At 67.9% G+C, this 26,416-nt stretch carries 21 protein-coding genes; 6 read left to right on the top strand and 15 right to left on the bottom strand.

Annotated features, from left to right (window positions below; genetic code table 11):
• Positions 1-46 precede the first annotated feature (46 nt).
• Positions 47-634: a hypothetical protein gene (locus ACILRH_RS05840; protein ID WP_395691525.1), complete on the bottom strand. Its 588-nt coding sequence runs from the start codon at positions 632-634 to the stop codon at positions 47-49.
• Positions 635-662: 28 nt separating this feature from the next.
• Here ACILRH_RS05840 and ACILRH_RS05835 point away from each other — a divergent pair, with 28 nt between their 5' ends.
• Together ACILRH_RS05835 and ACILRH_RS05830 are read left to right on the top strand one after the other, a co-directional pair.
• Entirely contained in the window at positions 663-1,259 is a 597-nt protein-coding gene (locus ACILRH_RS05835) for a hypothetical protein (protein ID WP_395691523.1), read from the top strand.
• Between the two features lie 11 nt (positions 1,260-1,270).
• Positions 1,271-1,963 carry a hypothetical protein gene (locus ACILRH_RS05830; protein WP_395691521.1) on the top strand — a complete coding sequence of 231 codons (693 nt, stop codon included), beginning with the start codon at positions 1,271-1,273 and terminating at the stop codon, positions 1,961-1,963.
• Positions 1,964-2,465: 502 nt separating this feature from the next.
• Here ACILRH_RS05830 and ACILRH_RS05825 read toward each other — a convergent pair.
• The 6 genes from ACILRH_RS05825 to ACILRH_RS05800 form a co-directional block, all read right to left on the bottom strand.
• A complete protein-coding gene (locus ACILRH_RS05825; protein ID WP_395691520.1) occupies positions 2,466-5,000 on the bottom strand; it encodes a hypothetical protein in 2,535 nt (844 codons plus the stop codon).
• A gap of 584 nt (positions 5,001-5,584) precedes the next feature.
• A complete protein-coding gene (locus ACILRH_RS05820; RefSeq protein ID WP_395691518.1) occupies positions 5,585-6,511 on the bottom strand; it encodes a hypothetical protein in 927 nt (308 codons plus the stop codon).
• 32 nt (positions 6,512-6,543) lie between these two features.
• Positions 6,544-6,804 (bottom strand): hypothetical protein, encoded by a 261-nt coding sequence (locus ACILRH_RS05815; protein WP_395691517.1) that lies wholly within the window; start codon positions 6,802-6,804, stop codon positions 6,544-6,546.
• A 577-nt stretch (positions 6,805-7,381) separates the two neighbouring features.
• Positions 7,382-7,609, bottom strand: a complete 228-nt coding sequence (locus ACILRH_RS05810; RefSeq protein ID WP_395691515.1) for a hypothetical protein — start codon at positions 7,607-7,609, stop codon at positions 7,382-7,384.
• Positions 7,606-8,427: a helix-turn-helix domain-containing protein gene (locus tag ACILRH_RS05805; protein WP_395691513.1), complete on the bottom strand. Its 822-nt coding sequence runs from the start codon at positions 8,425-8,427 to the stop codon at positions 7,606-7,608. The genes ACILRH_RS05810 and ACILRH_RS05805 overlap by 4 nt, the downstream gene beginning before the upstream one ends.
• Entirely contained in the window at positions 8,411-8,626 is a 216-nt protein-coding gene (locus tag ACILRH_RS05800) for an excisionase family DNA-binding protein (RefSeq protein ID WP_395691512.1), read from the bottom strand. The genes ACILRH_RS05805 and ACILRH_RS05800 overlap by 17 nt, the downstream gene beginning before the upstream one ends.
• A gap of 366 nt (positions 8,627-8,992) precedes the next feature.
• Between ACILRH_RS05800 and ACILRH_RS05795 the strand changes: the two genes are divergently transcribed.
• The gene (locus tag ACILRH_RS05795) at positions 8,993-9,898 is read left to right on the top strand and encodes a hypothetical protein (RefSeq protein ID WP_395691511.1); all 906 of its coding nucleotides are present in this window, start codon (positions 8,993-8,995) and stop codon (positions 9,896-9,898) included.
• On the opposite strand, the gene ACILRH_RS05790 is transcribed toward ACILRH_RS05795, so the two are convergent.
• From ACILRH_RS05790 to ACILRH_RS05760, 7 genes are all read right to left on the bottom strand, one after another.
• A complete protein-coding gene (locus ACILRH_RS05790) occupies positions 9,899-11,053 on the bottom strand; it encodes a tyrosine-type recombinase/integrase (protein WP_395691510.1) in 1,155 nt (384 codons plus the stop codon).
• Positions 11,054-11,377: 324 nt separating this feature from the next.
• Complete coding sequence (locus tag ACILRH_RS05785) at positions 11,378-12,232, bottom strand: nuclease-related domain-containing protein (RefSeq protein WP_395691509.1); 855 nt, start codon at positions 12,230-12,232, stop codon at positions 11,378-11,380.
• A 67-nt stretch (positions 12,233-12,299) separates the two neighbouring features.
• Positions 12,300-12,497 (bottom strand): helix-turn-helix domain-containing protein, encoded by a 198-nt coding sequence (locus ACILRH_RS05780; RefSeq protein ID WP_395691508.1) that lies wholly within the window; start codon positions 12,495-12,497, stop codon positions 12,300-12,302.
• A 280-nt stretch (positions 12,498-12,777) separates the two neighbouring features.
• Positions 12,778-13,665 (bottom strand): DNA double-strand break repair nuclease NurA, encoded by an 888-nt coding sequence (locus ACILRH_RS05775; RefSeq protein WP_395691506.1) that lies wholly within the window; start codon positions 13,663-13,665, stop codon positions 12,778-12,780.
• A gap of 47 nt (positions 13,666-13,712) precedes the next feature.
• Positions 13,713-16,157 (bottom strand): AAA family ATPase, encoded by a 2,445-nt coding sequence (locus tag ACILRH_RS05770; RefSeq protein WP_395691504.1) that lies wholly within the window; start codon positions 16,155-16,157, stop codon positions 13,713-13,715.
• Positions 16,157-17,317, bottom strand: a complete 1,161-nt coding sequence (locus tag ACILRH_RS05765) for an exonuclease SbcCD subunit D (protein ID WP_395691502.1) — start codon at positions 17,315-17,317, stop codon at positions 16,157-16,159. Before ACILRH_RS05765 ends, ACILRH_RS05770 begins: the two co-directional genes overlap by 1 nt.
• Positions 17,318-17,335: 18 nt before the next feature.
• Positions 17,336-19,081 carry an ATP-binding protein gene (locus ACILRH_RS05760; protein WP_395691501.1) on the bottom strand — a complete coding sequence of 582 codons (1,746 nt, stop codon included), beginning with the start codon at positions 19,079-19,081 and terminating at the stop codon, positions 17,336-17,338.
• A 93-nt stretch (positions 19,082-19,174) separates the two neighbouring features.
• Between ACILRH_RS05760 and ACILRH_RS05755 the strand changes: the two genes are divergently transcribed.
• The 3 genes from ACILRH_RS05755 (at position 19,175) to mobF (ending at position 25,530) form a co-directional block, all read left to right on the top strand.
• Positions 19,175-20,173, top strand: coding sequence for a DUF2510 domain-containing protein (locus tag ACILRH_RS05755; RefSeq protein WP_395691499.1), 999 nt, complete (start codon positions 19,175-19,177; stop codon positions 20,171-20,173).
• Positions 20,174-20,189: 16 nt separating this feature from the next.
• Positions 20,190-21,752 carry a hypothetical protein gene (locus ACILRH_RS05750; RefSeq protein WP_395691498.1) on the top strand — a complete coding sequence of 521 codons (1,563 nt, stop codon included), beginning with the start codon at positions 20,190-20,192 and terminating at the stop codon, positions 21,750-21,752.
• Between the two features lie 184 nt (positions 21,753-21,936).
• A complete protein-coding gene (gene mobF / locus ACILRH_RS05745) occupies positions 21,937-25,530 on the top strand; it encodes a MobF family relaxase (RefSeq protein ID WP_395691497.1) in 3,594 nt (1,197 codons plus the stop codon).
• Here the strand turns inward: mobF and ACILRH_RS05740 are convergent.
• On the bottom strand, positions 25,451-26,401 hold the full coding sequence (locus tag ACILRH_RS05740; protein ID WP_395691495.1) for a hypothetical protein: 951 nt from the start codon (positions 26,399-26,401) through the stop codon (positions 25,451-25,453). The two genes, mobF and ACILRH_RS05740, sit on opposite strands and share 80 nt — an antisense overlap.
• Between the last annotated feature and the right edge of the window lie 15 nt (positions 26,402-26,416).

The raw sequence follows: 26,416 nt of genomic DNA, 5'->3' as shown, positions 1-26,416 counted from the left end.
TGCGGCTGGGCGACCCTCGCCCAGGGTGTCGAGGCGCACCGCGCCGTTACGGCCCCGCCAACCGGCCCGGGCGACGTCCGGCGGTGATCGCTCGGGTCACGTTCCCGAGCTCCCTGGCCACGTCGCTGAGTGAGCCACGCTCCCGGATTGCGACCTCCTCGAGGTTTCGGAGATCGATCTCGTACTCGTTTGGCCGCACAGGGCCGTGAGGCCCATCGCACTCAATCCGAACGTGGTGAGGCTCGCTCTCGGCTTCGATGAGTGCAGGGCCAACGCCGATCTCCCAGCGCAGCTCGTGCCCGGGTGCGATCGACGCGAGACCGTCACGGAGTCGCCGTTGAGCCGGCCCGATACGCATGATGTCGCGCGGATCGACGAGCGGTGGATCGACCGTGACTCTGACATTGGTGGCGACCGTCGGGCCCGCGTTGCCGATGACGAGCTCGAGGATGAGCCCACCGCCCGGCTGTACGCGGACACCGGCCCACACGTAGGGCTGAGCGGCCGCCTCTGCGATCTCGCGCTGCAGGTCCGTCTGGCGCTTCATCTCGCGGACCTGGAGTAGCACGAAGAGGGCAGACACCACTGCGGCCACGGCGGCGGCAAGCGAGATCGCGCTGGTCACACTGCTCACACTCTCAGACTCGCGTACGTTGCAGGTCATGCCTGACTGGTTCGACGACGTTGGGGCCGGGACCTGGCCTGACTGGTTCGCTGCCGTTGGAACCGTTGGCACGCTGGCGGTGGCCGTCATGGTCCTCTGGCGAGAGACCGGCGACCGGAGGCGGCGGGATCGAGCGGCTCAGCGTGAGCAGGCTCGCCGTGTGCGGCTCCGATGGCACCACGAGGTGAGCGAGGTACGAGTCGCTGGGGCCTTCCGCGAGGGCGTCCTCGTGCATGAGCGGTGGGTGGTGGAGAACGGTTCGGATGAACCGATCTTCGACGTCGATATGACCCATGCCGTCAAGATCAACGCTCACGCGGTGCTCGCGGACGGGGAGCAGTCCTCCGTGACCGAGTCGTGGCCCCTGATCGGTGCAGATCATCATGAGTCGTTCCATCACACGTTCAACCTCGTCGGCGAACCGGTGGGTTCCACTGCAGCGCCGGACTGGACGACGACTACCCACGTGAGATTCACGGACCTACATGATCAGCGGTGGGAGCGCGACTCGGATGGACGCCTGCGCCTCGTGTCGGAGCCGTCCCGCGCGCGATGGTGGCGCCGCCGAACCCGAGCCGAGGGTTCCGCCCGCTAGGTTGCCTGGCTATGGCGATCTCGGGACTTAACCATCTCCGAAGCGTGGTGCTGCTCCTCGAGCTCGACGAGGCGACGGCGATCACGTCGGTCGGGCTACGCAACCTCCGGGACCTGCACCATGTCTCAGAGGAGGCAGCCGCGGTTCTCACGCTCCTGTCGATCGGCTCCGAGAAGATGCTCAAGATGGCGCTGGGTCTCGCCGAGCTGGACGATGGGCACCCGTGGCCCGCCACGGCCCAGATGAAGCGTTGGGGCCACAACATCGGGGAGCTCGACGGCCTTGCCCGGGCGCGATACGAGCGGCAGATCGACCGCAGCACCGCGCCCGGGTACATCCGCGAGCTGCTCGACCAGTGCGCCGACGATCGCACCCTCAGGGCCTTGCTCGAGATCCTGACCGCCTGGGGGTTACAGGCCAGGTTCCATCGCCTGGACGAGCTCGCCGGCAGTCCCCAGCCGGAGGAGTCTCCGCAGGCGCTGTGGGACGAGATGGAGACCGACGTCCTCAGCGATGCACCCGAGCTACTCCGCCGGCTCGGCGACCCGGCCGCGTACGACGAGACACGCGCGAAGGTGAACGAACTCATCGGCGACAGCTTCCGTCGTTGGTGGAACCTGCACGCGCGCGCTTGGATGACCGGCGTGCTTGGCCCCGAGGTCCAAGGCCACGGGGGGACCCTGCTGCGCGCCATCAAGGCCTGACCTCTCCCGCGCAGGGGGGAACCGTGCGCGGCGAAGGCCGCAAGTGTGCGCTCCTATGTCCGCCCAGCCCCCCAGGGCGAGGGGTGGCCCCTCTCCCCCGAGCCCGGCTAGTGGGTGAACTCGAGGTCCTAGTGGTCAAGGGAGGCGAGAGGTTTCGGCGGCGCGACATCGTGCAGTTGGCCGCGCCGCCCGCGCGTTTCGTGTAGCGGACGCTACGTGAGCAGCGTGGGTCCGTTGCCGCCTCCGGCCGGTTCCCCACGAGTGCTCAAGGCACGGCGGAAAGCGTCCGCTGCTTCCGCCTCCTTGGCTCGGATCATCGGCTCCTCAGCTCCCTGAGTCACCAGGTGGTCCAGCTGGCGGAGAGCGGTGGCTAGGTCTCGCAGTGGGTGGTTGCTCATGTTCTGAGCGTTGCATCGCCGTCAAGCCAGTGTGCCTGTCGGTGATCTGAAATCGGGGAACCGTAGGGGCCCCAAGTTGAGGAACCGTAGGGAACCGATCTTGGCTAACGACCGTGGCGGACTCGCTGGAACCTGCGATCGGCGGCGATCTCGTTCCTTGCTGCAACGGTGGCGATGCCTTCGACGTCTGCGGGCCCGAAGCTCGTCTTGAGCGTTCCGGTGATGCGGAGCGCGTCGATGTCGACCGTGACCGATCCGTGCGACGTACTGGGCTGCGGGGGAGGGACGTAGCGGGGGTGGCCGGCGAACCCGCCGTTGGCGAGCATTCCCTTCACGGCGGCCCGGTCGTAGCCGGCGTTGATGGCGGCGATGACGTCGCGGAACATGTCGGTCTCACCGTGCCGGTTCGTTGTGACGCCCTCGCCGTCGGCGAGGAGGTAGTGCCAGCGGTCGGCGTACGGGAGGCCGGTTTTCGGCACGAACGTGCCGTCGGCGCCCTGCCCATCGGGGTTGCCAGGGAGCGCGGCTGGCTTGCTGATCCGGTTGACCTGGGTGACGTAGTACGTGGTCGACCACTGCCGTGGGATGGAGGTGACCTCCTGCTTGATCCGCTTCAGCTCCGCGAGAGCGGCGTCTCCTCCGGTCATCGCGATCTGCACAACGCGTTGGCGCGGGATGTCGTAGATCGAGTGGGCCAGTTCGCGAGCTCGGTCGATCGGTACGCCCATGGCGACCGCGGTGTCGATATAGGCGGAGCGGGCGGCCCGGAACTTCGCGGTGTTGTTCTGCACTGCTGCCGACTGGTTGTTCCACGCCGCTGCGAGCTCGGAGAGGGCCTGCCTGTTCTGGATGGCTGCGTCGCTGCTACCACGGATTCCGGCATCGTTCTTGCCTGCCTGCGCCCGTGCGGACTTGAGCGCGCTGCGGTATCGCGTCTCGGCATCGAAGGCAGAGAGGGCGGCGTCTCGCTGTTCGTTCATCGCGGCGACGAGCCCGTTGACCTCGGAGGTGGTGAGCCCGGCCGCGATCCCGGCTCGGCCGACCGCTCCTGTATAGGTATCGACCGCGCGGGCGGCCGCCATGGTGGTGGAGTCGATCTGCTTCGCCAGTGCGGCGCGGGCGGCCTCGGCCTTGCTGAGCGAGCCGGTGGCGAGTTCGTTGGTGCCAGCAATCAGCGCGGATGAGTTCTCCGCGAAGTTGCTGAAAGGGTTGGCCGAGAAGTGAACGGTGAGCTTGTCCTTCGTAGCCGCGATCTGGGTGTCGAGGGCGTCGAGCTGGGCTCGCATCTGGTCGACGTTGGTCGACCCCATGGCCCGGTTTGCGCCGGCGACGGCGTCCTCGAGGTTGTTGTTCGCGGCCGCGAGATCCATGGTGAGGCCGACGCCTGCGCCGACTGCGGCGCCCCATGGCCCGGCGAGGGTGCCCATGAGGGCGAGCGATGTGGTGTTCGCTAGTCCCATCTGGTCGCTGAGTCCAGAGGTGGCGAGCGCGAGACCGCCGACGACGGCGGCGCCCTTCCCGATGGGCGCAAGGGTCGCCTTGACCCGCTCCCCGGCGGCCGCAGTCCGCGCGAGCTCCCGCTCGGTGCGGGCACCAGCGGTCGTCGCGGTGGTCGCCATGATGCTCAAGTCGGCGGTGAGCTGCCGGACCCCGCCGGCGCTGCGCTTCGCGGTCGACCCGACCTTGGCGAGCGGGCCCCCGTCGGCGCCGCGCATGAAGGACAGCAGCGCCGACCCGTTCGCGGCCTCGAACAGAGCGACCGCGCGGGCGATGGCGGAGAACCCGGCAGCGGCTCCGATCAGCACCGGCCCGATCGGTGACGAAGCGATCGCAGCGATCACGTTCGCGAGCGCCGTGATGATGGGGAGGCTGACCTCACCGACGGGGGCGGCTGCCTCCACGATGGCAAGCATCGCCTGGGCGAGCGCACCGAGGGTGTCCCACACCTTCGGGCCGGTCTCCTCCACGTAGGCCGCGAAGTGCTGGAACCCCTGGCTCGACTCGAGGGTGGCCGACCAGGCGGCGAAGTCGCGGCTCATCGCAAGCAGCCCGTCGGAGAACCCGAGCGACATGGGCCCGAACGCCTGCATCATGTTCGCGATCCCGAGAACGACGTTGCCCATGGTCCGCGACAGGTCGAGCAGCAGCGGCCGCGCGTCGGACTCGATGTAGGAGAAGAACGCGTCCCACTCGGGCCCGCCGAGCGACTGGCCGGCTTCCCGGGACAGCTGCCCCAGGGTCGACGAGATCGTCGCGATGACCCGCTCCACATCGGGGAGCCGGGTCAGCATCATGTTGATGCCGTCCTCGACCCCGGGCAGCATCCCGGCCTGGGCGACGTCCTGCAGCCCTTGAAGCTGGGGGCGCAACTCGGAGATGTAGTGCACGAAGTCCCGGCCGGCCGGGCCGAGCGCGTCGAGCGTCTCCTGCATCTTCTGCAGGTGCGCCTCGGTGGGCTGCAGCTGGTAGTCGCGGACGGCCTTGACGGCGTCCCCGACCCCCCAGAACGCGAGCGCGGTGACGCCAGCGGCGGCCGCGGCGGCACCGAGCTCGGCGGTGAGGCCGGCCACCACGGGGATCGCCTGCGCGCCGAGCGGCACGAGCGCCGGCCCAATCGCGAGCGCCGACTGGATCAGCATGGTGGTCCGGTCGTTGCTCGTCTCGAGCGACGACGACAGCCGACGGGACGAGTCGTCGGCGTCGTCGAGGTTGTGCCCGAGCGTCTTGGCCGCGGCCGCGGACCCGAGGAGGGCCCGGTTCAGGTCGCCGTTGTCACCTCGGAGACGGACCAGGACGGACTTAGTGGGCATGGCTGTGGTCCTTTCGCGCTGAGGCTGGCCGGGGAGGTGCCGGCCTCGCCCTCGAGGGGATGGTCGGGGCGGAGGCGGAGGGCCTGCGCGGCGCCCTGGGCGAAAGTGGGGGAACCGTACAGAACTGTTTTTGCAGCGTCCATCGGTCATGGTCTTGGACCCCGGGAGGGGGGTGGTCCCCCACCCGCGGGGAGGCAGCTGGAGCCGTCACGACTCGCTCTCCCGGCCGTTCGCATCGGCAGCCGCGCGCAGCGCCGCCGCCGCCTTCTCATCCCCGCGAGCGGCCATCTGACGCAGCCTGACGCGTTGCATCTCGGTAGCCGCGGCGTACAGGCCACGGCCACCGGTGCGCGCGTCGTCTCGTGCGGTCTGTCGCGCTGCGATGGTTGCCGCCACCGTGCGGCGCTTCCCACTCACTCGAGCCCCTCAGCGGCCGCGCGGCTTCGGGGCCTGAGGTTGGCGCTCCGAACGTGAGGATCCATCCACTCGCTCCGCCCGTCGTTCGGCCGCTGCTCGAGAGCGCGCGCCGCTCGAAGTCTCGCTTGCGCCTTCTCGAACTCGGCTGCGGTCGGCATCCACAGCCGTACACCAGTGCTGACGGCCCACGCGAGGAACTCAGCCGAGCCGGCCACCTGTTCGAACTCCTGGCGCGAGTCCCGATCGGAGTTGGACGGCCACGGCGGCCGGATCGGGCGCGAGTTCAGACCGGTGCGGCGGTCGACCAGATAGCCGTGACTGCGCCAGGCGGGCCAGTCTTCGAAGAACTCGTTGACCGGGTCAGCGAACACGGCAGCTTCACTGAACTGGATGTGATTGGTGCTGTCGCGGAGCATCTTGAAGTGTCGGCGTCGCATCTGTTGGTACGCGGATGCGAGAGCACCGAAGTGCTCGTAATCGTCGGCTCGCTTCGAACTGAGCGCCGATGCAGCGTCGGAGAGCTCGTGGAGCGGCTCTAGGTCTTGCACCTCGGTGAGGAGCAGATTCAGCGCCTCGGCGTATCCCTCGATGAACGTCGTGTCGCTGATGAGACTGTCGCGCTGTTGCTTTGCTCGGCTCTGCGCGTGACGGATGCCGTTCGCGGCCACGGTGAACGCAGCTAGGTCCGTCTGCACTTCCCGAGCGAGGTCTAGCGTCTCTTCGGGACTGACGGCTCCGATCATCGCGCGTTCGACCAGCCGGTTCGCCAGCTCGAGCTCGGCGTGCTGTGCGGTGAACCCGACATCCGGAGGCTGTAGCCCGGCTAGCCTCTCGACCGCACGGCAGGCGTCCCGGTAGCCCGGTGTGGTCTCGCGGATCGTGGCGTCGACGCCGCGCGGGTAGCGCTCGGCGAATGTGGTCATGGTCGGCTCCGTTCGTGGTCGCGGGGTCCCGCTCATGTCGCGGTCGTTTCAGTCGTGGTGCAGGTCGTGGTGAGCCCGAACAAGTGCTCGGCGAGCCGCACGCCGGCGGCGAACGTGTGCAGGCAGTCGGTGGTGTCCATCGGTCCGCACGCCTTGCAGCGCCAGCGCGCGGGGCGCTCCGGGCACCAGCGCACAGCGATGCAGCCCACGTCGGGATCAGTGACGAGCACCAGCCAGTCGCGGCGGTCGAGCCTCTCGATACCGGGGATGCGAGTAGGCAGAACCTCAGTCATCGCGTCCCCCGCCCATCCCGGAGCGGCCGGTCCAGGATGATGCTGGACCGGATGCCAGCGATCACGAGCGCTCGGGCGTACTCCTCGAATTCGTCGACGCTCGTCGACGGTGCACGAGCTGTGAACGCCGCTGCCTGCCGAACTCGGCGGTTGTTTCGTCGTGGCATGGGTCAGGCGGTCCCTTCGGTGGTGCTCCCGAGACGTCGGGGTGTCGGCTGGCTTGTCGTCGCCGCGGTTCCGTCGCCGTCTCGGGAGGTCGGTGGGTTGTGGTCGCACGCTTCGCAGCAGGGACCGCGGTTGATCGCGGTTAGCTGGGCGCAGGACTGCCAGGGGGCGCTGCAGGTGCGGCACGCGACGTGAACCAGGTGCGGCCGGCAGCGCGGGCAAGGGATCGGTCGTTCATCACGGTCCAGCCCCAGCCAGCCGCTGCGGCAACTGTCGACGTGAGCGCGGTCAGCAGCGGCGGCGACCTGGGCGCGTCGGGCGGCCGCGGCTGCCTCCGCTTCTGCGTGTGCAGCCTCGGCCTCACGCAGCTCGCGGGCGTCGGTCGAGTCGGTTGGGATTGTTCGCACTGGTGTCACCCCACGTTCGGCGGCAGGGCCGCATGCGCGTCGGCGGTCAGTCGGTATAGGCGGCGCGCGAGGAACTGCACGCGCTCGACGGGGATCAGTAAGGCTCCCTCGTCGGCGAGCGTCGCAACGAGGAGTGAGGCAACGCGCTCAGCATCAGCGAGACCATCGCGGAACGTCTCCGGCGGGATCCAGAGGTCTTCCTCGGCTGCATCGTTGTGAACGAACTCCCTCACGCCGTCGCCTCCCCCGTGCCAGCGGCGCATGCCTCACAGCACGTCCCGTCGCTGGCGATCAAGACGCCGTGATCGCAACGCCGACGCTTAGGCTTCGTCAGCCTGCGAGCCTCGCGCCGCCCGGCCCAGCGGTCGACGTCCTCAACGGTGAAGCGAGATACGTAGCGCGATAGGTCGTCGGGATGCTTCGTCGCGGCAACAACTGCCACACACTGCGCGGCTGCGGACTCGTCGATCCCGCGTGCCGCGAGCTCGAAGACTGCCCGCTGCTGGTCGGCCGGCAGAACGCTCGCGCGGGTCGACTGATCTGTTGAGGGATGAGAGGACTGATCTGCCCTGCCTCGCGGACTGCTGGTGTCGGGAGGCAGGGGGCTGGTGTCGGGAGACGGACTGCTGACCTCGCCCTGCAGTCCGGCAGACAGGGGGCTGAGTGCCTCAGCAGTCTGCGAGACGGACGGATGTGGATAACCTGCCCCCTGCCTCCCGGGGGGCAGAACACTCTCAGCCGTCCGCGACACGGACTGCTGTGCGGTCGGGATGCGCAGCCAATACCTCGGCGACCGCTGCTGCCGAGTCGCTTCCTTGAGCTCGAGCCAGCCAGCGGACCTCAGCCCGTCGATCGCACGCGCGATCGCGTCCCGCGAGAGGCCAGTGCAGTCCTGAAGCCGCGGATAAGTCACCCACGCGTAGTCACGGTCAGCGGCATGCTCGGCGTACGCCAGAGCGATGAGCCGCTCGAGCGGGCGAAGCTCGCTTTCCCAGACTGCCGACCGGAAGCCATCGCGCGGCCACCGATACTTGTCAGCAGCCCCTTCCACCGGCGGCACCCCCCGTCGGGATCGGGCGCAGCAACTGGTCAAGCTCGTCGAGGTCGATGCGGATGAGTCGCGAGCCCATGCGGTAGCCAGTCAGGCTGCCATCGGAGATCCGCCGTCGGATCGTCTTTGGCGAGCAGGAGGCGTACTCGGCCGCAGCCGCGATGGTCGACAGCCGGCGGCGACTGCTTGTGACGGCCATACGTGAACTCCCTCAGGAACACGAACGCCGAGCAGCGCGTAACACCTCGGTCGGGAGGTGCAATCGCGTGCTCGGCGGGCCTTGTCGGTTCCTGCCGTTCGCCGTCGATCTGGCGGTGCCCTTTGTCAGGTCGGTCTAGATAGACCGCCACCGGATCCGTAGCGCAGTCTTCGCGGTTCTCTGGCTAGCGTCGGAGTTCTTCAGCTTGTTGGTCAAGAGTGACTATAGCCGGACCGACGGGGACTCAGGATCAAAGTCGGGTCGGCGTGTCGGCCGTCGCGCGAGAGGCAGCGGGGCACGCAGTTGGCCTTCCTCCAGGGTCGGTGTTGTCCACAGTTAGGAGTGTGCACCCATACGGTGTCGTGCATGCTGGCTGACGCAGGGGCCGCGGGCGGTTCAAGCCCATTCACTGCCTCGTTGATCGTGTCGATCATCGCTCTGACCGTCTCGGCTGCGGTCGCAGGTTGGAACGTGCTCAAGTACGTGCTGGACGGCGGTCGCGTTCGCGTCCGACTAGAGCGCGGCTATCTGGATGACGTGGCGCTGTTCAGTACCCCGTATCGCCTTAGCAAGAACGGTCCTTCGAAGGGCCTGCGCGTGCCGTCACCCAAGCACCTCGAGGTGGGCGTTGTCAGAGTCGAAAACCTCGGGCGAACAGCGGTGACCGTGTTCGACCCATCCTTCGACCTAGGGGGTCGGTGGAACTGGAAACGCATGCGGTTCGGACGCTGGACGGTGGCACCGATTGCGCTCAAGTTCAAGGACTCCGAACTTGAGTCGACAGTTCGAATCGACCCGTTCGACTTCAGGACATTCATCCTTGATGCGGAACCGGCTATCCAATCTGAGGGCCCACACGGCGCCGGTAAGCCGAAGCGCCTTCGCGCCTCGGTCGGTGTGGCCGGGAAGCGTTTCCGGCGGCGGTCAAGTTGGTGGCAGGGCTGGCCGGTGCCTGCGGGTGCGCGAGCGCTCGGCGATCCTCCTTCAGTGGAGGTGGTCACCTACCGCGAGATTGTTCGCTGGCAGAACCGACGCGAGCCCACTGAAGGCAGATTCGTGGCCGGCTACGCGGCCAGCAGGATCCGTGAGTCATGGGACAACGACGAGGTCTTGGATCTCGATCGGATCATCGAGCGGCTCCAGGCCGCATGGATCTCTCCTGCCGGCGACGAACCAGAAACGGGCCCCGCCATCAGCATCAGCCTTGCGTTGGTACAGCACAAGTTCATCGATCTCGGCGGGAAGAAGATCACGGCTCCGACCGGAGCGTAGTCACACCTCAAGCGACGGCTCGACAAGCTCAGAGAGACGCCTGGCGATCTCGCGGTCACGTTCCTGCGCAGCGTGCTGATACCGCATGGCGGCGCCCGGTGTGGAATGACCCAGCCGGCCCATGAGCTCCGCAAGCGTGGCGCCGGTCTGGGCTGCCAGAACTGCCCCGGTGTGCCTGAGGTCGTGCCACCTCAGGTCCGGCCGGCCCGCGACGACCCTGGCGGCGTAGAACCCATATCCGGCGCGGGTCTTGGTCGGTGCCTTGCCGTAGAGCGTCGAGGGTGCGAGGTGTCCCCCATCGATCCCTGGGAAGAGGAGCGCCTCTTTGCCGAACTCGACGTGATCGGCGATGTGCGCTTTGAGCGGGGCGATCAGGTGGGGCGGGATGGCGACGTCGCGAATCCCGGCGTCGGTCTTCGGCTTCCCGACGATCGTGCCGCCGTCGACTCGAGCGACACCACGGCGGACGTGGATAACGCCGGACCTGAGGTCGACGTCCCGGCGCCGCAGCTCGGCGAGCTCCCCGAAGCGCAGGGCGCACCATGCCGCGAGCAGGGTCATCATGCGGTGACGCTCGGGCATCGCAGAGACGAGGGTCGCTAACTCGTCGAGGGTCAGCGGTTTGACCTTGTGCACCCGCTTGGCCGAACCCCCGGCGCGTATGTGGCAGGGGTTGCTCGGGATCAGACCGTCGTCCGTGGCCGTTCCTAGGATCGTCCGCAGAAGCCCGTAGGCGTGCGCCCGAAGGGTCGGCTTCGACGGTCCGGTCAGCGCGTGCCAGGCGCGTACGCCCTCCGGCGTGATGTCGACCAGGGGCACGGCCTCGAAGGTCGGATAGAGGATCCGATCGAGCAGACTGCGGTAGTGCTCCCGCGTCCGCGGCCGAAGATCACGGTCTCGAAGCCACGCCTCGGCATAGGTGCCGAAAGTCAGTCGGTTGCGGCCCGCGTCGCGCCGCGCCAGGGGCGGCGACCAGGAGCCGGCCGAGATCAAGCGCCGTTCGTCGGTCAGCCACGCCTCGGCGTCCTGCCGGGTCTCGAACGTCGTCGGACCGTTGTGCAGATCCCCATCGGGCCCGGTGTAGCGCGCCCGGAATCGCCCGCTCGGAAGTTTCGTGATCTGCCCGAAGCTGCGTCGTCCTGGGGCCTTCGCCATGCCGCGCGTCCGCCTGTCGTGTCGTCTACGTGTCGGATGAAAGTCTAGGCGTGGTCGCTTGTGTCCACCTATCCAACACGCTACTGTGCGACGAAAGCGCAGGTAGAGAGCCATTTCGGCTGGTCAAACCCAGTTTCGCCGGATCACTGGCGTACTGGTTCAAACCCAGTATCGCCCACCAGATAACCGCAGGTCAGAGGCCCTTTCGAGGGTCTCTTTCCAATTCGGGGAACATTCGGGGAACAACGAACCGGCCCTTCTGACCGGGTCTGACCGCTCCCTGGTGGTTGAGGTGCGAGAGAAGCGAGCCTCGAAACACGACAGTCAGGCCGGTGGGAAGGCCGCAGCAATCCGGTCGCGGACGGCGGTGACGTCGACCTCTCCGGTCGCTTCGTCGAGGATCTTGCTCAGCCTCTTGGGCCAGACGACCCGTACGCCGCGGACGGAGAATGCTCCCCCGACCAGGGGCCAGTCCGCATCGATGAAGCAGAGCACGCCAGACACATCGATGGTCTCGTCGGCAAGCGCGGCACGCACGTGCTCGACCTGGCCGAGCACACCGTCGACCAGCGTGGTGCGATCTCTCCCCCCGACCGTCAGTTTCTCCACTCGCGGCCGCAGGATGCCGCCCTCGACTCGCGACTCAGGTCGCTTGTCGACGTAGCGCTTCGCGTCGACCACAAACACCCCGGCACGCGTCACGACGATATGGTCGATGTTGGCCCTCGTCCTAGGGATGCACCGATCGTGCAGGACTGCGATCGAGTCCAACGTGTGCTTGTCGAGCCTTGCGCCCAGCGCGGCCTCTCCCTTGGCGCCCGACGCCCACGCCTTCGTGCTCTGCGGATCGTCGGACACCGCAAGAATCAGACCTCCGAGCCTCGGATGTTTGGTCCGGATCTGCTCTTCGCGCCTCGTCTTGCGCCGCTCGTACTCTCGCAGCGCCGAGGCGCCGGCAGCCCCACTCTCCTGGGAGGCCGACTTCGGCTCTACCCCGAGCTCGCCCAGCGCCTCCTCTGCGACTTCAGGCTCGGTCGGGCACTCCGCGCACCGGACCGTCTTGGAGGCGCGCTCGTAGATGGCCTCCTGGCGTGCGACCAGCTCAGCACCGCAAATACGACAGACGCCCGGATAGCAGAGTTTCATCCGCCTCTCGTTCGTAGTCTCAGCCGGCTCCATTCATGCCCTCTCACTCAAGTCGTTCGACCGTAGCGAGCCAGTCCCCCGCAAGGAGCGGAATCGCTGATCAGCGCCAGTTGCCGACCGGCCTGGCGTCGATGAACCTCTCGATCGAGTCGACCTTGATACGCAGCGTCTTGCGGCCGAGCCGTACGGCGTCGAGCTGCCCGTCTGCGATGTAACGGCGGACCGTCCGCGTCGACACGGCGAGCGCATCGGCCGCGTCGGCGAGTGAGACGAGGCGTCGAGTGATCGTGGCAGGCATGAATATCCCCTCGGTAGGTGGGCGGCCCCGGTGGCCGCCTGCATACCCCAAGGTCAGGATCTGGCCCCCAGTGGCCACTCCGCCCGCCCGGCTGTCTCGGCCTGGCGCGTCGGACTCGGCGCGACAGATGCGACCAAGTTGACCGTGTGCGAGAACCTCTGGCGGTCGAGTTCGGAGATGGCGGTCAACCGATCGCTCGATCCGACTCCGGAGCTCCGTGGACGATCATGCGCCCACCTTGACCTCATCCACGCCCGCGGACCTGATCTGGTCTACGCACTCAGGTCGTCGCGGCATATTGGCTCAGACAACGATGGAGCTTCACGGCGTCGCCCAGTCGATGGCGGAGCGTCTTCTCCAAGCCCCCGATAGGAATGAGGTTCTGCGGGGCGCGCGGGTCCTTATGCGCTTGCGAGGCGAGTGGCGGCAGCACCTGGGTCGACGCATCGGCGAGAGCGACCACCTCGGCTCTTGTCAACGAGTCCGATACCTCGCATCGGACAATGCCGGCCCACGGACAAGCTGACGCGACCGGGAGTTTGAGATACCAGGTGTGCCGGGACCAAGTCGTACCAATTGAGAACGCTGGGGTTCGTTCACCAGGCGCTAGAGCCGCGACCACGGCATTCAGCTCCACCGGCAGGTACGCGGCTTGGTGGGTCTTGATGTAGCCGATCGTCCGCGGGATGGTCGTGCGGCCGCGAAGAGGACCGTCGACAACGAGAAGGTCATCCTCGCTGGTGCGGGTCGACAGTGCCGCCTGCAGCTCGAGGTCGCGCATGTGGCCTTGCACCGCGAGGATGAGGTCGTCGTACTCACCTCCGGCTGTGTGCCTTACTGGGTAGGTCGCGAGTGGCGATACAAGGTCTTCCGCCTGGGGGCAACTCGTGTAGACCCCGCGCGACTGGGTAATCGCCTCAACGCGTGCGCGGCCATCGATGCGCACCACGCCAGCGGCATAGCTCGCTGCGATGCCCATCACGGGCACCGGTTCGCCCGGAGGGGTGAACCACACTCGCGCATCGATGCGGCGCACGCCGTCAACAATCAGCACCTCTGTTGGGCGCCAGACGCCGCTCGCCACCGAGACCGGCGCCCACGACTCCGGAGGTGTCTCCAAGTCGAGTGTCAGCGTCGCCGTCGAGTCATCAAGCGCCGACTCGCTCAAGGCAGAACCGTATGACGGATCCCACGGATCTACAGCAACGCGAATGGTCACGCCCAGACCTTTTCGATACTGGAGCGAGAGCCTTCGCGTTTGACCTTGAACTGCACCGGAACTCGCTCGGCAAGCGCCGCGACATGGGTAACGAGGCCAACCGTGCGCTCGCCGCCACCTGCCAGCTGCTCAAGGGTGCTGGCAACGACGTCGAGTGTCGAGGGGTCGAGGGTGCCGAAACCCTCGTCGAGCAGGATCGTGTCGAGCTGGCCGGTGTGGGGCGAGAGGGCAGCGATCTGCGAGCTAAGCGCAAGCGCGAGAGCGAGCGAGGCCTGAAACGTCTCACCACCGGACAGAGTCTGCACGGGGCGCAGGCTGCTCGCGTCGTTGTGGTCGACAACCAGGATGTCCTGCTTGTCGTCAATGACCAGCTCGAACTGTCCGCCGGAGAGCTGGCTGAGGTTGGCAGATGCCTCGACCATCATCGCCTGAAGCGCCTCTTCGACCATCCAGCGCTCGAAGTTGCGGGCGTTGAGTAGGTTGCCAAGCTCCTTGTGGAGAACCTCCGAGGCCCGCTGCTTCTCGATCTCCTTCTCCAGGCGTTTCGCACCCGCCCGTCGCTCCTTGACCCGGGTCACCGCGGCGGCGGCGTCGGAGACGGCCTTCGCCACGGCCGAATGGACGGTCACTTCGGTGAAGCGTTCCGGTGCATCCACTCCCGCGCGCTGCAGCACCTTGAGGACGGAGGCTCGCTGCCGCGCCTCCTCCTGCTCGGCGAGCAGTCGCTGCTTGTCGAGCTCGGCGCTCAGAACGGCCACCTCGTCAGCCTTGGCCCGCGCCCAGGTGGTCAAGGTCTCCCAGTCGGCAATGTGGTCGCCCGTGGCTTCTGGCGGGGCGAGCTGGGCCACCCGGTCGCGGGTCTGGCCAAGCAGGCGCCCGGCGTCGGCCCACCTGTCATCGAGCGCTTTGAGCGCCTCTCGTGCCTTCCGTGCCGCCTCGCGCGCTGTGCGGGCGACCTGCGTGGCGGTCGTGAGCGCGCCAGTGGCCTCGACCGCCGCGGCGTACGAGGTCTGGGCCGCCGCCGCATCTGGCTGACCGTCCAGAGTAGGGCCGAGCGCGGCGAGGTCGTCGCCGAGGTGCGCCAACGCGTCCAACGCGCGTTGGTTGGCGAGCTGGGCGTCGCTCAGCGCAGTGTGTGCCACTTTCCGGGCTGTCTCGGTCGCGGCGACTCTCACATCTGCCTCGGCAAGGCCCTCGTGGGCGAACCGGTCAGGCAGGGTCGCGACGGTCTGCAGGCACACCGGGCACGGCTCCCCGGGGACGAGAGTCGCGGCGAGGTCATCCGCCTGATGGGCGATGCGCACCTTCTCCCGGAGAGCACGAGCCGCCTCGAGGTCTCCGTCGGCCGCCTGCGCGGTCGAGCGCGCCTGCTCGAGGGCCGAGGCCGTAGCCGCGGCCTCGCCGGCGGCCCCAGCCTCCCTCGCCGTCAGGTCCCCGAACTGGGCGTGAGCGTCAATGAGTTGCTTCCAGGTCCCCACGTCCCCTGCCTCAGCTGCTGTCGCCTCGGCCGCCTCGACGCTGGCGTCGGCCACGCTCTCGGCCTTCTCGGCAGAGGTGAGACCCGCGGTGGCAGCGGCCCGGTCGTCGGCAAGGGCGGTGAGCCCGGCAGGAGCCACTACCGTGCTCAGTGCCGTCAGGCTCGCTTCGTGGGCCGCCGCCGCCTCCTTGGTCTTGGCTCGGGAAGCGTCGGCGTCGTGCCACGGCTTCAGCATGGCTTCGAGCCCCTCCTCCAGCGTCGTGAGCTCCCTATGCCTGTCGGCGGCCGCCTGCTCAGCGGCCTCGGTCGCGTCGGCGTACGTCCGGAGTTCCTCGGTCAGGGTGCCGGCTCGGATGCCTGCGTCCTTAGCGAGCTGGTTGGCGCGTTGCGCGACCTTCTCGTAGACACTGAGGCCGAGCAGCGAAACGAGCATGTCCTGCCGCTCCCGCTTCTCCGCGTGCAGAAACTTCGCGAAGCCGCCCTGCGGGAGAACGACGCTCTGTGTGAAGTGCTCGAAGGTCAGTCCGAGGATTCTCGCGACCGCCTCGTCCATTGTCGCCGGGGAGTCGGCAAAGGACTCGAGCTCCTCGCTGAGGAGGTCGCCCAGGTTCCCCTCGAGGGAGATGTCGGCCGGGAGCGAGATGAGTCGGCTCTGCTTGGTCGACACCTGGCCGCGAGCAGCGCGAGCGAGGACGCGCACCGCGGCGTACGTCTTCCCGGCGACCACAAAGACCAGCGCAACGCGGGCATGGCTCGTGGATGGCGCGAGGGCGAGTGAAACCTGGTTCTTGCGTGGCCAGCGCGGAGCGGAGCCGTAGAGCGCAAAGCAGATCGCGTCGATGACGGTGGTCTTCCCAGAGCCGGTAGGACCGACCAGAGCGAAGAAGTCGGTGTCGGAAAAGTCGAGGGTCACCGGATCACGGAACGTGCCGAAGCCCTCGATGTCGAGACGCAGCGGGCGCATCAGGTACTCACCCCTTGGACCTCATCGAGGAGCTCCGCGAACCGCTTCGTGAGCACTTCCGTGTCGCCTCGATTCTGGGAGGTGAGGTAATCACCGAAGAGCTCGACCGGGCTGCGACCGGCGGTCCGGGTCATCGTCGTCGTTGCCGTTGGTCGGTCGAACTCCGGGTCGATCCGGACCTCGAGCGTGCCTGGGAGCAGGTCGCGTACGTCGTCCGCCAAACCGGCCCGCGGCTTCTCGCTCACGACCACGCGCAGCCAGTCCTCAGGCGAGACGTCGAGCGTCGCAAGGTCGTCGAGCGTGCCCCATACGGTCCGGAGCCGGCGTCCTCCGGTGACCGCGACGTCCCGCGTTCGGGCCGGTGTATCCGCGGTGACGTCGACGATCACGACGAGGGAGAGGTTGTCGCCTTCGCCGAAGTCGATCTGCAGCGGCGAACCGGAGTAGTGCAGCGGGGCCGGCCCGGGGATTGTCTGGCGACGGTGTAGGTGGCCAAGAGCGGCGTAGTGAAGGTGGCTGGGAAAGAGGGTCGCCGGGAGGGCGTACTCGAACACGGTCTGCGACTCGCGCTCTCCGCCACCACGGGCGCCTCCAACGAGGGTGGCGTGCGTCATCAACAGGTTGACGGCACCGGCTGCGTCGAAGCCTTCCGTGAGGGCGTCGATCATCGCCTTCAGGTTGTCGGCGTAGACACGGTTGTTGTCCGCCTCGGTCTGCGTCATCGTCTGGCTCGCGCTGATCGCGTTGCGTTGCGAAATGAACGGGAGCACCGCCACGCGCGCCCGTTCGCCCGAACGAGTCGTAAGCTCCAGTCGGCCGCCGTCCGACGGTCGGCGCGGCTGACCGACAACGGTGATGCCGAGCTCGCCGAGGATCGGCCGGAAGACGTCGAGCTGACGGGGATTGTCATGGTTGCCGGCTTCAACGATGACGTGCCGGCCGTCCTCCCGCATGCCGAGAAGAGTGCGGATCACGAGGGTCTGCGCGTCTGGGGTCGGGGTCGATGTGTCGAAGACGTCACCGGCCACGACGACGAGGTCGACGTCCTCCTCACGAGCGACACGGATGAGGTCGCGTAGCACTGCATCGTGCTCTTCAAGGCGCGGGCGGCCCTTGAGGACCTTGCCCACGTGCCAGTCAGCGGTGTGGAGGATACGCATCGGAGTCCCCTCGCATGCTCAGAACGGAGCTGGCTCGTCGTCGGGACTTGGAGCGGCAACCCGGGCGAACGGATCGGCGGATACGGCCCTCCCGACGGATGGAGGCTCGCCCGCCTCGGCCACGCGAGTAGCCCAAGCAGGAAACGGGAACTCCACGCTCAACGGAACCGGAATGTCGGGCTGAGACACGAACATCGAGCCTGGCTTCGCAAGGACGGCACGCTGACGGAAGGCCGTGGGCAAGAAGCCATACTCTGGGCGACCCGCCTCAGCGGAGTCGAGACGCCCTGCTACTCGTAGTGCGCAGTTGGACACGATCCGACGCTCGACCTCGGAGGCGGTCTGCTGCGCGCCGATGAGGATCACCCCGAGCGAGCGTCCACGCTCGGCCACGTCAAGCAGGATCTCCTTGATCGGGTGTGAGCCCTCTCTCGGCGCGTACTTGTTCAGCTCGTCCAGCACGATGAAGGTCAGTGGATCAGCTGACCCACTCGCCTCTTTCGACGACAACTCGCGCCGGAGCGTAGTTCCGACGACGAACCTCTGGGCCCGGTCAGGCAATGCGTGCAGGTCCACAACAGTCACCTGGGCCTCTGACGTTGTCACCTGAGTGCGACCGCGGAGGTCCAGATCTCCCCGGATTAGTGGACCCAATGGGCGCACCGAAGAGTGCAGACGTCGGAGGAATGCGTTGACCGAGCCGAGTGCCGTCGACGCGGGCACCCAATTGACCCGTGCAACGTCGTCTGTGAGCTCAGTGTCGAGCAGATCCACCAATGCGGCCCAGTCGCGCACGATGGTGCCGTCGATGCTCACCGCACCCGAGTCACCCACCGAGGCAGCGTCACGCCTCAGGCGTGCCGCCACCTGCCCGATTAGGAGGGTGTACTGCGCCCGGTCGTCTTCGGCGTCGGCAAAGCAGAACGGCAGCAACTCATCACGACAGAACTCCTGCAGTGTCCAGAACATCGCTGACACTGCTCCTCCCGCACGTCCGCTGACGTTGGGAGTTCCGGCTGGGTCACCTGGCCGCGGAGGAGCGAAGACGTGGACGGATCTGAATGGCTCCGCAGGAAGCCCCAAGTCGGCGTACTTTGCGGCCGCTTCCGACGTGAGCATGGTGTTCGGATAGTCGAGATAGAGGAGGTCCTCACCCTTGACGCAATAGACCAGCGCCTTGGTGTTGACGGCCTTAGCGCCGAGGACCTTGGATGTGAAGACCGAGTGCAGCAGGAAGAGCGCGTAGCTGGTCTTTGTGGCAACACCGGAGATGCCGGAGATCGAGACGTGCGCGCCCTTAGTGCCGTCTACGAAGTCGAAGTTCGCGTAGAGGGGGAGGCCGTCCCGGCCGATGCCTATCGGGAGGCGTCGTTCCATGGAGTCGAAGTAGAGAGCGACGTCACGCTCCTTGCCATCGGCGCGCCGAACGGACGCGCCCGGCGTCGGCGGTACGAAGACTTCCGGCTCGACCCGGGTCACAGTCACTTCAGCGGACTCCACAACCTCGCCCGGTAGGGCGCCTTCAGCAATTAGGTGCACATCGGACTCGAAGCTCGCACCTTCGTGTCGGGCCTGCACTTGCGTTACGACCCCCGATGTCGTCACCTCGCCACGCCCAGGTACCTCGCGCCGAGTAACGACGACGTCGTCGAGCTGGAGCCATTTATCAGGCAGCAGCGCCGTCCAGAACGTGAGCGGGGAGGCCGGCTGCGTCCCGAGAACCCGTCCGACGCCGCCTTGCTCCATGGAGTCGATATCAGCCATGCAAGGCAATCTAGGCGAACCCCCCGACTCAAACCGGAGAACCGACTAGCGTGACATCCCTGAGTGCAGGAACAACATGCGGGGAATTTCGGGATGGGTCTCTTCAACGCGCGGCGTACGAGCGCAGGGTCGACCTTGGAGGTTTGGGGTCAACGAGGTTGGGCCGGTGTCGACGTCGTCGGAGAGTCCCACTACACCCGGGAGCTTCAGGCGCTCCTGCCAAACCCCCTCCCTCCTGACGGGGCAGAGGCGCTGGTGCCGGTGACTGTCGTTCACGACCCCTCGAACAAGCACGACTCGAACGCGGTCGAGATTCGAGCGTCGAGCGGAGTGATCGGCTTCCTTGCCCGTGAAGACGCGAAGCGCTACGCTCCGGCCCTCGACGCGATCCAAGCGGAGGGCTTGAATGCCGCGACCATGGCCCGCGTGTGGGGCATGAATCGCGAGGACTGGGACTCTCGCGGAAAGAAGTTCTTCGGCTCGGTGCGGATCGATCTCCCGGAGCCTCATCTTCTTCGACCCGTCAACCAGGCGCCGGACGTTCCTCACCAGCTTCTCCCAATGGGATCAGCGATCCAAGTCACGGGCGAAGAGAACTACCGCGAAGCAACGTCGAGATACTTGACCCCCCACGGCGAGTGCTGGGTGCACGCGACGCTGCACGAAGCCGTCGACGAATCCGGAAGAACGCCCAAGCCATTTGTCGAGGTCAAGATCGATGACCAGACGGTGGGTCGGCTCACGCCCAAGATGTCGGGCGATCTAGAGCCGGCCATCCGATTCCTCCGCGAACGAGGCCACGCGTGCGCTGTGCGAGCGATCGTCAAAGGTAACCAACTGAAGGCAGAGGTCGTGCTCTACACAAAGCGCGCTCACGAGCTAGACCAGGCATGGTTCGATTCCCTGCCGCAAACCACCGGTAGACCTTCGCCAGAAGCCGCCGACGACGGCGGCGCGTCCGCCCAAGCGGAGGACGCATCACCCGCGGCACCTCCGCCCTTGCCTCCCGCCGATTGGTATGCAGATCCCCACGGCGTCGCCCGACTTCGGTATTGGGACGGGCAAGCCTGGACCGAGCACACGGCCGAGTAGGCATAGACAGAGCGCCATGCAGTACGTCTACGCAACGCACGTGCCACTCCACCCTCTGGTGCCGTCGCCGATGCCCCCTGAAGAAGGCGTGAAGAAGATCATCGCCACGTGGGCAAAGGAACGCGTAGGCATTGGCATCAGCGACTGGAGTGACGGCTCGGATCTGCTCGGCGCCACAACGGCACGATGGGCGACGATCGCTGGAGACCATGGTCGACTCTCACGACTTGCGGTGACACAGCAAGACCCGTCGGGCCCATGGTCTTGGCAGACGACCATCTGGATTGGGCGGGACGATGACGGCGCTTGGATTCGACTCCGAATCGGTCTCGAGCCTCGGGATGAGGGTGTCGTGATCGACCCGAGCGTGAGCGTCGGGGCGCCCCGATTTCTCAACAGCCTCGCGGACCACTACCGGATGGAGGTCGACGGTCATCCAGTCGAGCAAGTCTGGACGGTGTCACCCGTAGAAGCCGCACGCTACGTGGACTTCTTGGAGTCGTCGACGCGCCATCTGCCGGTTGTCGCGGTTACGCGACCGAGCGGAGGGAACCCACCCATCGTTCCGCAGATCCTCGCACGTCGCCTCTCCGGGATCGCACACGTCGTCGCTGTCGAGCCTCCGACGACCTACGACGTGTCGGACCTGATCACCCCGACCAGGAGCGTGTTTGGCGGTGCCATCAGGTTGTACTGGCCGGGCTTCAACCGCGACGCGCATCCCTACCGTCACCCATTGTTCATGTATCCCGGCCAACGCGGCGGAATCGAAGCATTCGTCGACAACCTGTCTGTGCGCCTTGGGAAAGCAGCTGGATCCGCCTTCGGACCTCCTAAGTTGGAGACCGCCCTCCGTCGCGAGGCCGCCGTCCGCGTAGCCGCCGAGGCACGCGCACGCCGAGAGGCACAGCAATCCGCTGCGAAGGAGGCTCGCGGCGGCCTCACCGCCGACGAGTTCGAGGCATTCAGTAAGGAGTTTGACGAGCTCGCGGAGGCAAAGCGCATCGCCGACGACCGCATGATCGAGCTTGAACGGGAGCTCGAAGAGGAGCGGGAGGCAAACGTTGCCCAGCGTAAGGCGTGGGCAGCGCTCGCTCAGGATCACTCGGACGAGGTAGTCGTCGCAGCAGCTGAGGACCGGATCCCGACCACAGTTCGCGAGGCAGTCGAGATCGCGGCGCCCAGCTGCCCTGACCTGTTCTTCACGCAGTCGGCCTATGAGAGTGCAAGCGAGAGCCTCTACAGCAGTCCCGAGCAAGTTCTCGCTGACCTCCGCGTCCTTCAGGAGGTTGCGCATCGTTGGGCAACCGATTCGATGACAGGGGACTTCAGGGCGGAGTTCGATTCGCGTCCGGTGACGTACCGACCCGGTGTCTCCCAAACGGCCCTTTCAACCTACGAGTCCGACTACGCCATCACGTACAAAGGCCAGAAGGCCATGCTCGGCCCCCATCTGCGGCGCGGAGTCGGGGCACCGCCGACGATCCTCCGGATCTACTGGTACAAGGACGACGAGAGCCGGAAGCTTGTCGTGGGTCACGTCGGCCGAAAGCTCAGGGACGACAGCAACAGGAACTGACCCGCTTCGCCGAGTCTCCTCCCCCGTTCCCCGCATCCGTCGCCTGCCCCCTCCTTCCATTCCTGTCCCTTCCCTTCTCTCGCCCCTCCTTCTTCTCCCTCCCTCTCCCCTTCTCCCACACACCTCTTTCATTGGTCCGTCCGTCCTGGCCACTCACGGCGTGCTGGTGGCCCTGGGGCATGTGATGACGCTGCACAAGCTGTCGGCCGGGTCGGGCTACGAGTACCTGACCGACCAGGTCGCGGCGCTCGACTCGACGGAGAAGGGCGCCACTCCCCTGGCCGACTACTACGCAGCGGGGGGCGAGGCGCCAGGTCGCTGGGTCGGCTCGGGGTTCGAAGGGGTCAACGGACTCGAGGCCGGGGACGGAGTCACAGCCGAGCAGATGAAGCACCTGTTCGGCTCCGGTTCGCATCCGCTGACGGGTGAGCCGCTCGGGTCGGCGTACAAGGTCTACGGGACCGAGGGCGTCGACGGGTTCAACGCCGAGGTGCAGCGGCGGGTTTCGAGAAGGTCAACCTCCGCGGCCGGTCGTCCGCCTGACGACCTCGTCGCCCGGATCAGGTCGGAGGTCGCACGGGAGTGGTTCGTCCGGGAGCACGATCGCGAGCCGGCCTCGGAGCGGGAGCTGTCGGCTGCGCTGGCTCGCTACTCACGGCCACGGCAGACCGCGGTCGCCGGGTACGACCTGACGTTCAGCCCGGTGAAGTCGGTCTCGACGCTCTGGGCGGTCGCCCCGCCCGAGGTCGCCAAGCTGATCGAGCAGGCTCACGGCGCTGCGGTCGCCGACGCCCTCGCCTACCTCGAGCGCGAGGTCATCTTCACCCGCGAGGGCGCGAACGGCGCTCGGCAGGTCGAGACCCGCGGGCTGATCGCGACCGCCTTCACCCACCGCGACTCCCGCGCCGGCGACCCCGACCTGCACACCCACGTCGCCGTCGCCAACAAGGTGCAGACCCGCGAGGGCAAGTGGCTCTCGATCTACGGCCGGGTGCTCCACCAGCACGTCGTAGCCGCCTCGGAGACCTACAACACCGCGCTGGAGCACCACCTGCACGCGCTCCTCGGCGTCCGCTTCGACGCTCGACCGGCCCTGCCGGGCGGCAAGCGGCCGGTGCGCGAGATCGTCGGGGTCGACCCGAGCCTGTGTCGGCTCTGGTCGACACGTCGATCCGACATCACCAAGCGCCAGCGCGAGCTGGCACGCGACTTCACCCGCGCGCAGGGGCGGCCACCGACGCCGGTCGAGGCCGTCGCGCTGGCGCAACAGGCGAACCTGGAGACTCGCCAGGCCAAGCACGAGCCCCGATCGGAGACCGAGCAGCGCGACGCGTGGCTGCGGCAGGCCAGGGACCTCCTCGGCTCGGCGAGGCTCGACGCGATGATTCGCACCGCGCTGCACCCGAGCGCTCCCGAGCCGCAGCAGGTGTCGGCGGACTGGGTGAACGCGACGGCGCAACGCGTGCTGAGTGAGCTCGAGTCGCATCAGGCGACCTGGCAGTCCTGGCACGTGTACGCCGAGGCGCAGCGCCAGGTGCGCGACGTCGCCGTACCTGCCGATCGCGTTAGCGAGGTCGTGCAGTGGGTCGTCGACGCCACCGAGCAGCTGTTCGTCAACCTGACCCCCGACCGCGACCCGATCGCCGAGCCCGATGCGCTGCGGCGCTCGGACGGCACCAGCGTCTACCGCCACACCGGCCGGGACCCCTTCACCAGCGCCCACGTCCTCGACGCCGAGGAGCGACTGGTCGCGGCAGCGGGGATGAACGGCGCGTTCTCGTTCGACCCCGAGGAGGTCGAGATCACCATCCGCGCCGCCGCGGTCGCCGGTGACCGGCTCAACAGCGGCCAGCGTGACCTGGTGCTGGCGATGGCTAGCAGCGACCGCCAGGTCCGGCTCGCGCTCGCGCCCGCGGGGTCGGGCAAGACCACCGCGATGAAAGTGCTGACGCAGGTGTGGACCGACCGCGGGTACGACGCGATCGGGCTCACCCCCTCGGCCGCTGCGGCCGCCGTGCTCACCGACGCCGCCGAGATCTTCAGCGAGACCCTGGCCAAGCTCGACCACCAGATCAGCACCGGCCGGTTCGAGAGCTGGGCCGCCGACATCGGGCCGCAGAGCCTGATCGTCATCGACGAGGCCGGCATGGCCGACACCCTCACCCTCGACCGGGTCGTCGGCTTCTGCCTGGGTCGCGGCGCCACCGTCCGGCTGATCGGCGACGACCAGCAGCTCGCCGCGATCCGCGCCGGCGGCGTCCTCCGCGACATCGCCCACCGGCACGGCGCCGACCGGCTCGACGAGGTCGTCCGGTTCGCCGATCCCGCCGAGGCAGCCGCCTCCCTCGACCTGCGCGAGGGCGACCCCGCCGCGCTCGGGTACTACCTCGACCATGACCGCGTCCACGTCGGCGACACCGAGACCTGCGTCGCGGCCGTCTTCGACTCCTGGATCCGCGAGACCGCCGACGGCCGCGACTGCCTGATGCTCGCCCCCACCCGCGAGCTCGTCGCCGAGCTCAACGCACGCGCCCGCGCCGTACGCCTCAACGGGGCGAACCCACACACCGAGGTGCCGCTACGCGACGGCAACCACGCGTCGGTCGGCGACACGATCATCACCCGCCACAACGACCGCCGCCTCGGCGTCAGCGGCACCGACTGGGTCAAGAACGGAGACCGCTGGAACGTCACCAGCCTTCGCGCCGGCGCCCTGACGGTGCGGCACACCGGCTCCGGGCTGACGACGATCCTGCCCGCGGAGTACGTCGCCGCGCACGTCGACCTCGGCTACTCCAGCACCGTGCACACCGCCCAGGGCCTCACCGCGGACGCGATGCACGGCATCGTCACTGGCGAGGAGTCCCGGCAGCTGCTCTACACGATGCTCACCCGCGGCCGCAGCGAGAACCACGCCCACGTCGTGCTCGCCGCCCCCACCGACCCGCACCAGCTCGCCCTGCCCGGCCTGGGCGACCAGCTCACTGCCACCGAGATGCTCGAAGGCATCCTCGCCCGCGACGGCGCCGCCGTCTCCGCCACCACCAGGGCCGCCTCGGCCGCACGTGTGGAGGCACAGCTGCACGAGGCGGTCGTCCGGTACGCCGACGCGGTCGCCCTTGGCGCCCGGCGCGTGCTCGGCTCGGGCTGGGAGGTCGAGCTGGATGCCGCGGGCGCCGGCCCACTCCCCTGGCTACCCGGCATCCCGGCCGACCTCACGCGTCACGAGACCTGGGGCCCGTACCTCGAGGCCCGTGCCCAGCGGGTGCGCACCCTGGTCGACGGTGTCCGCCCCCAGCCGCGGGACACGCTGCCGACGTGGGCCGAGCGGTATGCCGACGTCCTCGACGGCCCGCTCTACGGCGAGGTCGCTCTGTGGCGGGCGGCTCAGGGCGTCCCGGACGACGACCGCCGACTCGCCGGCCCGCCACCGGACGCAGACGCGGCTGCGGCGTACCACCGCACCCTCACCACCCGGATCGACCAGCGCTACACCGACATCGTCCGCGCCTGGGAGGCGAAGATCGTCGGGTACGTCGGCCGCAGCGACGACCAGACCCTGCAGCTGGCGCGCGAGCTCGACCGCCTGCAGCGGACCGGGCACGACGCCGAGCGGCTGCTTGCCCGCGCCGCCTCCCGCAAGCCGCTGCCCGACGACCACCCGACAGCCGCGTTGGCGTACCGGATCCGCACCCAGCTCACGCCGAGGCGCGCAGCACCAGCGGAACCCCGTCCGTCCCGATCGGCTCCCAGCCAGGGCCCTGGCCACGACTTGTGAGCAACTCGTCGTAGACCCGCTCGGTCTCGAGCAGCTCCTTCTCGGTGGGCAGCCGGTGCGGATGGTCGGCGCGCCACTGGCCGAGCCGGGCGTCGTCCTGCCAGCAGTCGACGTACGCCGCGAGCTGGTCGACCGCGCTGCCGAGCCAACGCCGCAGCGTGCGCGCGGCCTCCGGACGCCGGCGGGCGATCTGGTCGACCAAAGCCGGCGACGTGAGCCCGCACCGGCCTCTGCGCATCGGCGCGTCCGCGTCCTGTGCCGCGACCGCCAGCTCGTGCAGGAGCCAGATGTCGATGCACCCGACGGCGTTGTCGCGCAGCGCGGCGTCGAGCACCTCGACCAGCTCGTCGTACGGGTCGACGCGCTCGGGCTCGAGCTGCACCGCCTGATCCTCGAACCGGTCCAGCAGGACTGTCTGGCTCCACGCCCGATCACGTTGCCTTCCATGGCTGCCGACTCCCAGCTCGGCCAGCACCGCACGTCGGGTGCTGTTGAGGACGGCCTTCGCCAGCCCGTACGGCGAGTGCAGGTGGCTGCGGGCAACCTCAATCCAGAGCTGGCCGGCGACCAGCCCGTCGATGTCCGCGGTCAGGTCGCGCAATCCGTCGGCCAGGTTGATCGCGCCGGGCAGGAGCAGCCAGACCAGCGCAGCTCGCGCTGCGTCCTCGGTCTGCGCGACCTCGGCCAGGCGACCGAAGACGCGCCCCTTCGCCTCGCTCTCCGCTCGCCAGGTCCAGGCCCGGAGGTCGGTCAGGTCGTCGACGACCGCGAGGTCGGGGTCCTCGGCGCACCACCGGAGCCACCCGGCCCGCGCGTCGTTCATCAGTAGGGACTCCGGGTCGTCGAGTCCGAAGTAGTCAGCCACGCTCATCTCGCACTCCTTCAG

The organism is Nocardioides sp. (genome assembly GCF_044226765.1).
Lineage (GTDB): Bacteria > Actinomycetota > Actinomycetes > Propionibacteriales > Nocardioidaceae > Nocardioides.
The sequence above is the reverse complement of the archived record's forward strand: the minus strand, read 5'-3'. Positions and strand labels throughout refer to the sequence as shown.

Coding starts and splice junctions, on each gene's coding strand:
- ACILRH_RS05835 (WP_395691523.1), top strand. CDS start 663: ATGCCTGACTGGTTCGACGACGTTGGGGCCGGGACCTGGCCTGACTGG.
- ACILRH_RS05830 (WP_395691521.1), top strand. CDS start 1,271: ATGGCGATCTCGGGACTTAACCATCTCCGAAGCGTGGTGCTGCTCCTC.
- ACILRH_RS05825 (WP_395691520.1), bottom strand. CDS start 5,000: ATGCTGATCCAGTCGGCGCTCGCGATTGGGCCGGCGCTCGTGCCGCTC.
- ACILRH_RS05820 (WP_395691518.1), bottom strand. CDS start 6,511: ATGACCACATTCGCCGAGCGCTACCCGCGCGGCGTCGACGCCACGATC.
- ACILRH_RS05815 (WP_395691517.1), bottom strand. CDS start 6,804: ATGACTGAGGTTCTGCCTACTCGCATCCCCGGTATCGAGAGGCTCGAC.
- ACILRH_RS05800 (WP_395691512.1), bottom strand. CDS start 8,626: ATGGCCGTCACAAGCAGTCGCCGCCGGCTGTCGACCATCGCGGCTGCG.
- ACILRH_RS05795 (WP_395691511.1), top strand. CDS start 8,993: ATGCTGGCTGACGCAGGGGCCGCGGGCGGTTCAAGCCCATTCACTGCC.
- ACILRH_RS05790 (WP_395691510.1), bottom strand. CDS start 11,053: ATGGCGAAGGCCCCAGGACGACGCAGCTTCGGGCAGATCACGAAACTT.
- ACILRH_RS05785 (WP_395691509.1), bottom strand. CDS start 12,232: ATGGAGCCGGCTGAGACTACGAACGAGAGGCGGATGAAACTCTGCTAT.
- ACILRH_RS05780 (WP_395691508.1), bottom strand. CDS start 12,497: ATGCCTGCCACGATCACTCGACGCCTCGTCTCACTCGCCGACGCGGCC.
- ACILRH_RS05770 (WP_395691504.1), bottom strand. CDS start 16,157: ATGCGCCCGCTGCGTCTCGACATCGAGGGCTTCGGCACGTTCCGTGAT.
- ACILRH_RS05765 (WP_395691502.1), bottom strand. CDS start 17,317: ATGCGTATCCTCCACACCGCTGACTGGCACGTGGGCAAGGTCCTCAAG.
- ACILRH_RS05760 (WP_395691501.1), bottom strand. CDS start 19,081: ATGGCTGATATCGACTCCATGGAGCAAGGCGGCGTCGGACGGGTTCTC.
- ACILRH_RS05755 (WP_395691499.1), top strand. CDS start 19,175: ATGGGTCTCTTCAACGCGCGGCGTACGAGCGCAGGGTCGACCTTGGAG.
- ACILRH_RS05750 (WP_395691498.1), top strand. CDS start 20,190: ATGCAGTACGTCTACGCAACGCACGTGCCACTCCACCCTCTGGTGCCG.
- mobF (WP_395691497.1), top strand. CDS start 21,937: ATGACGCTGCACAAGCTGTCGGCCGGGTCGGGCTACGAGTACCTGACC.
- ACILRH_RS05740 (WP_395691495.1), bottom strand. CDS start 26,401: ATGAGCGTGGCTGACTACTTCGGACTCGACGACCCGGAGTCCCTACTG.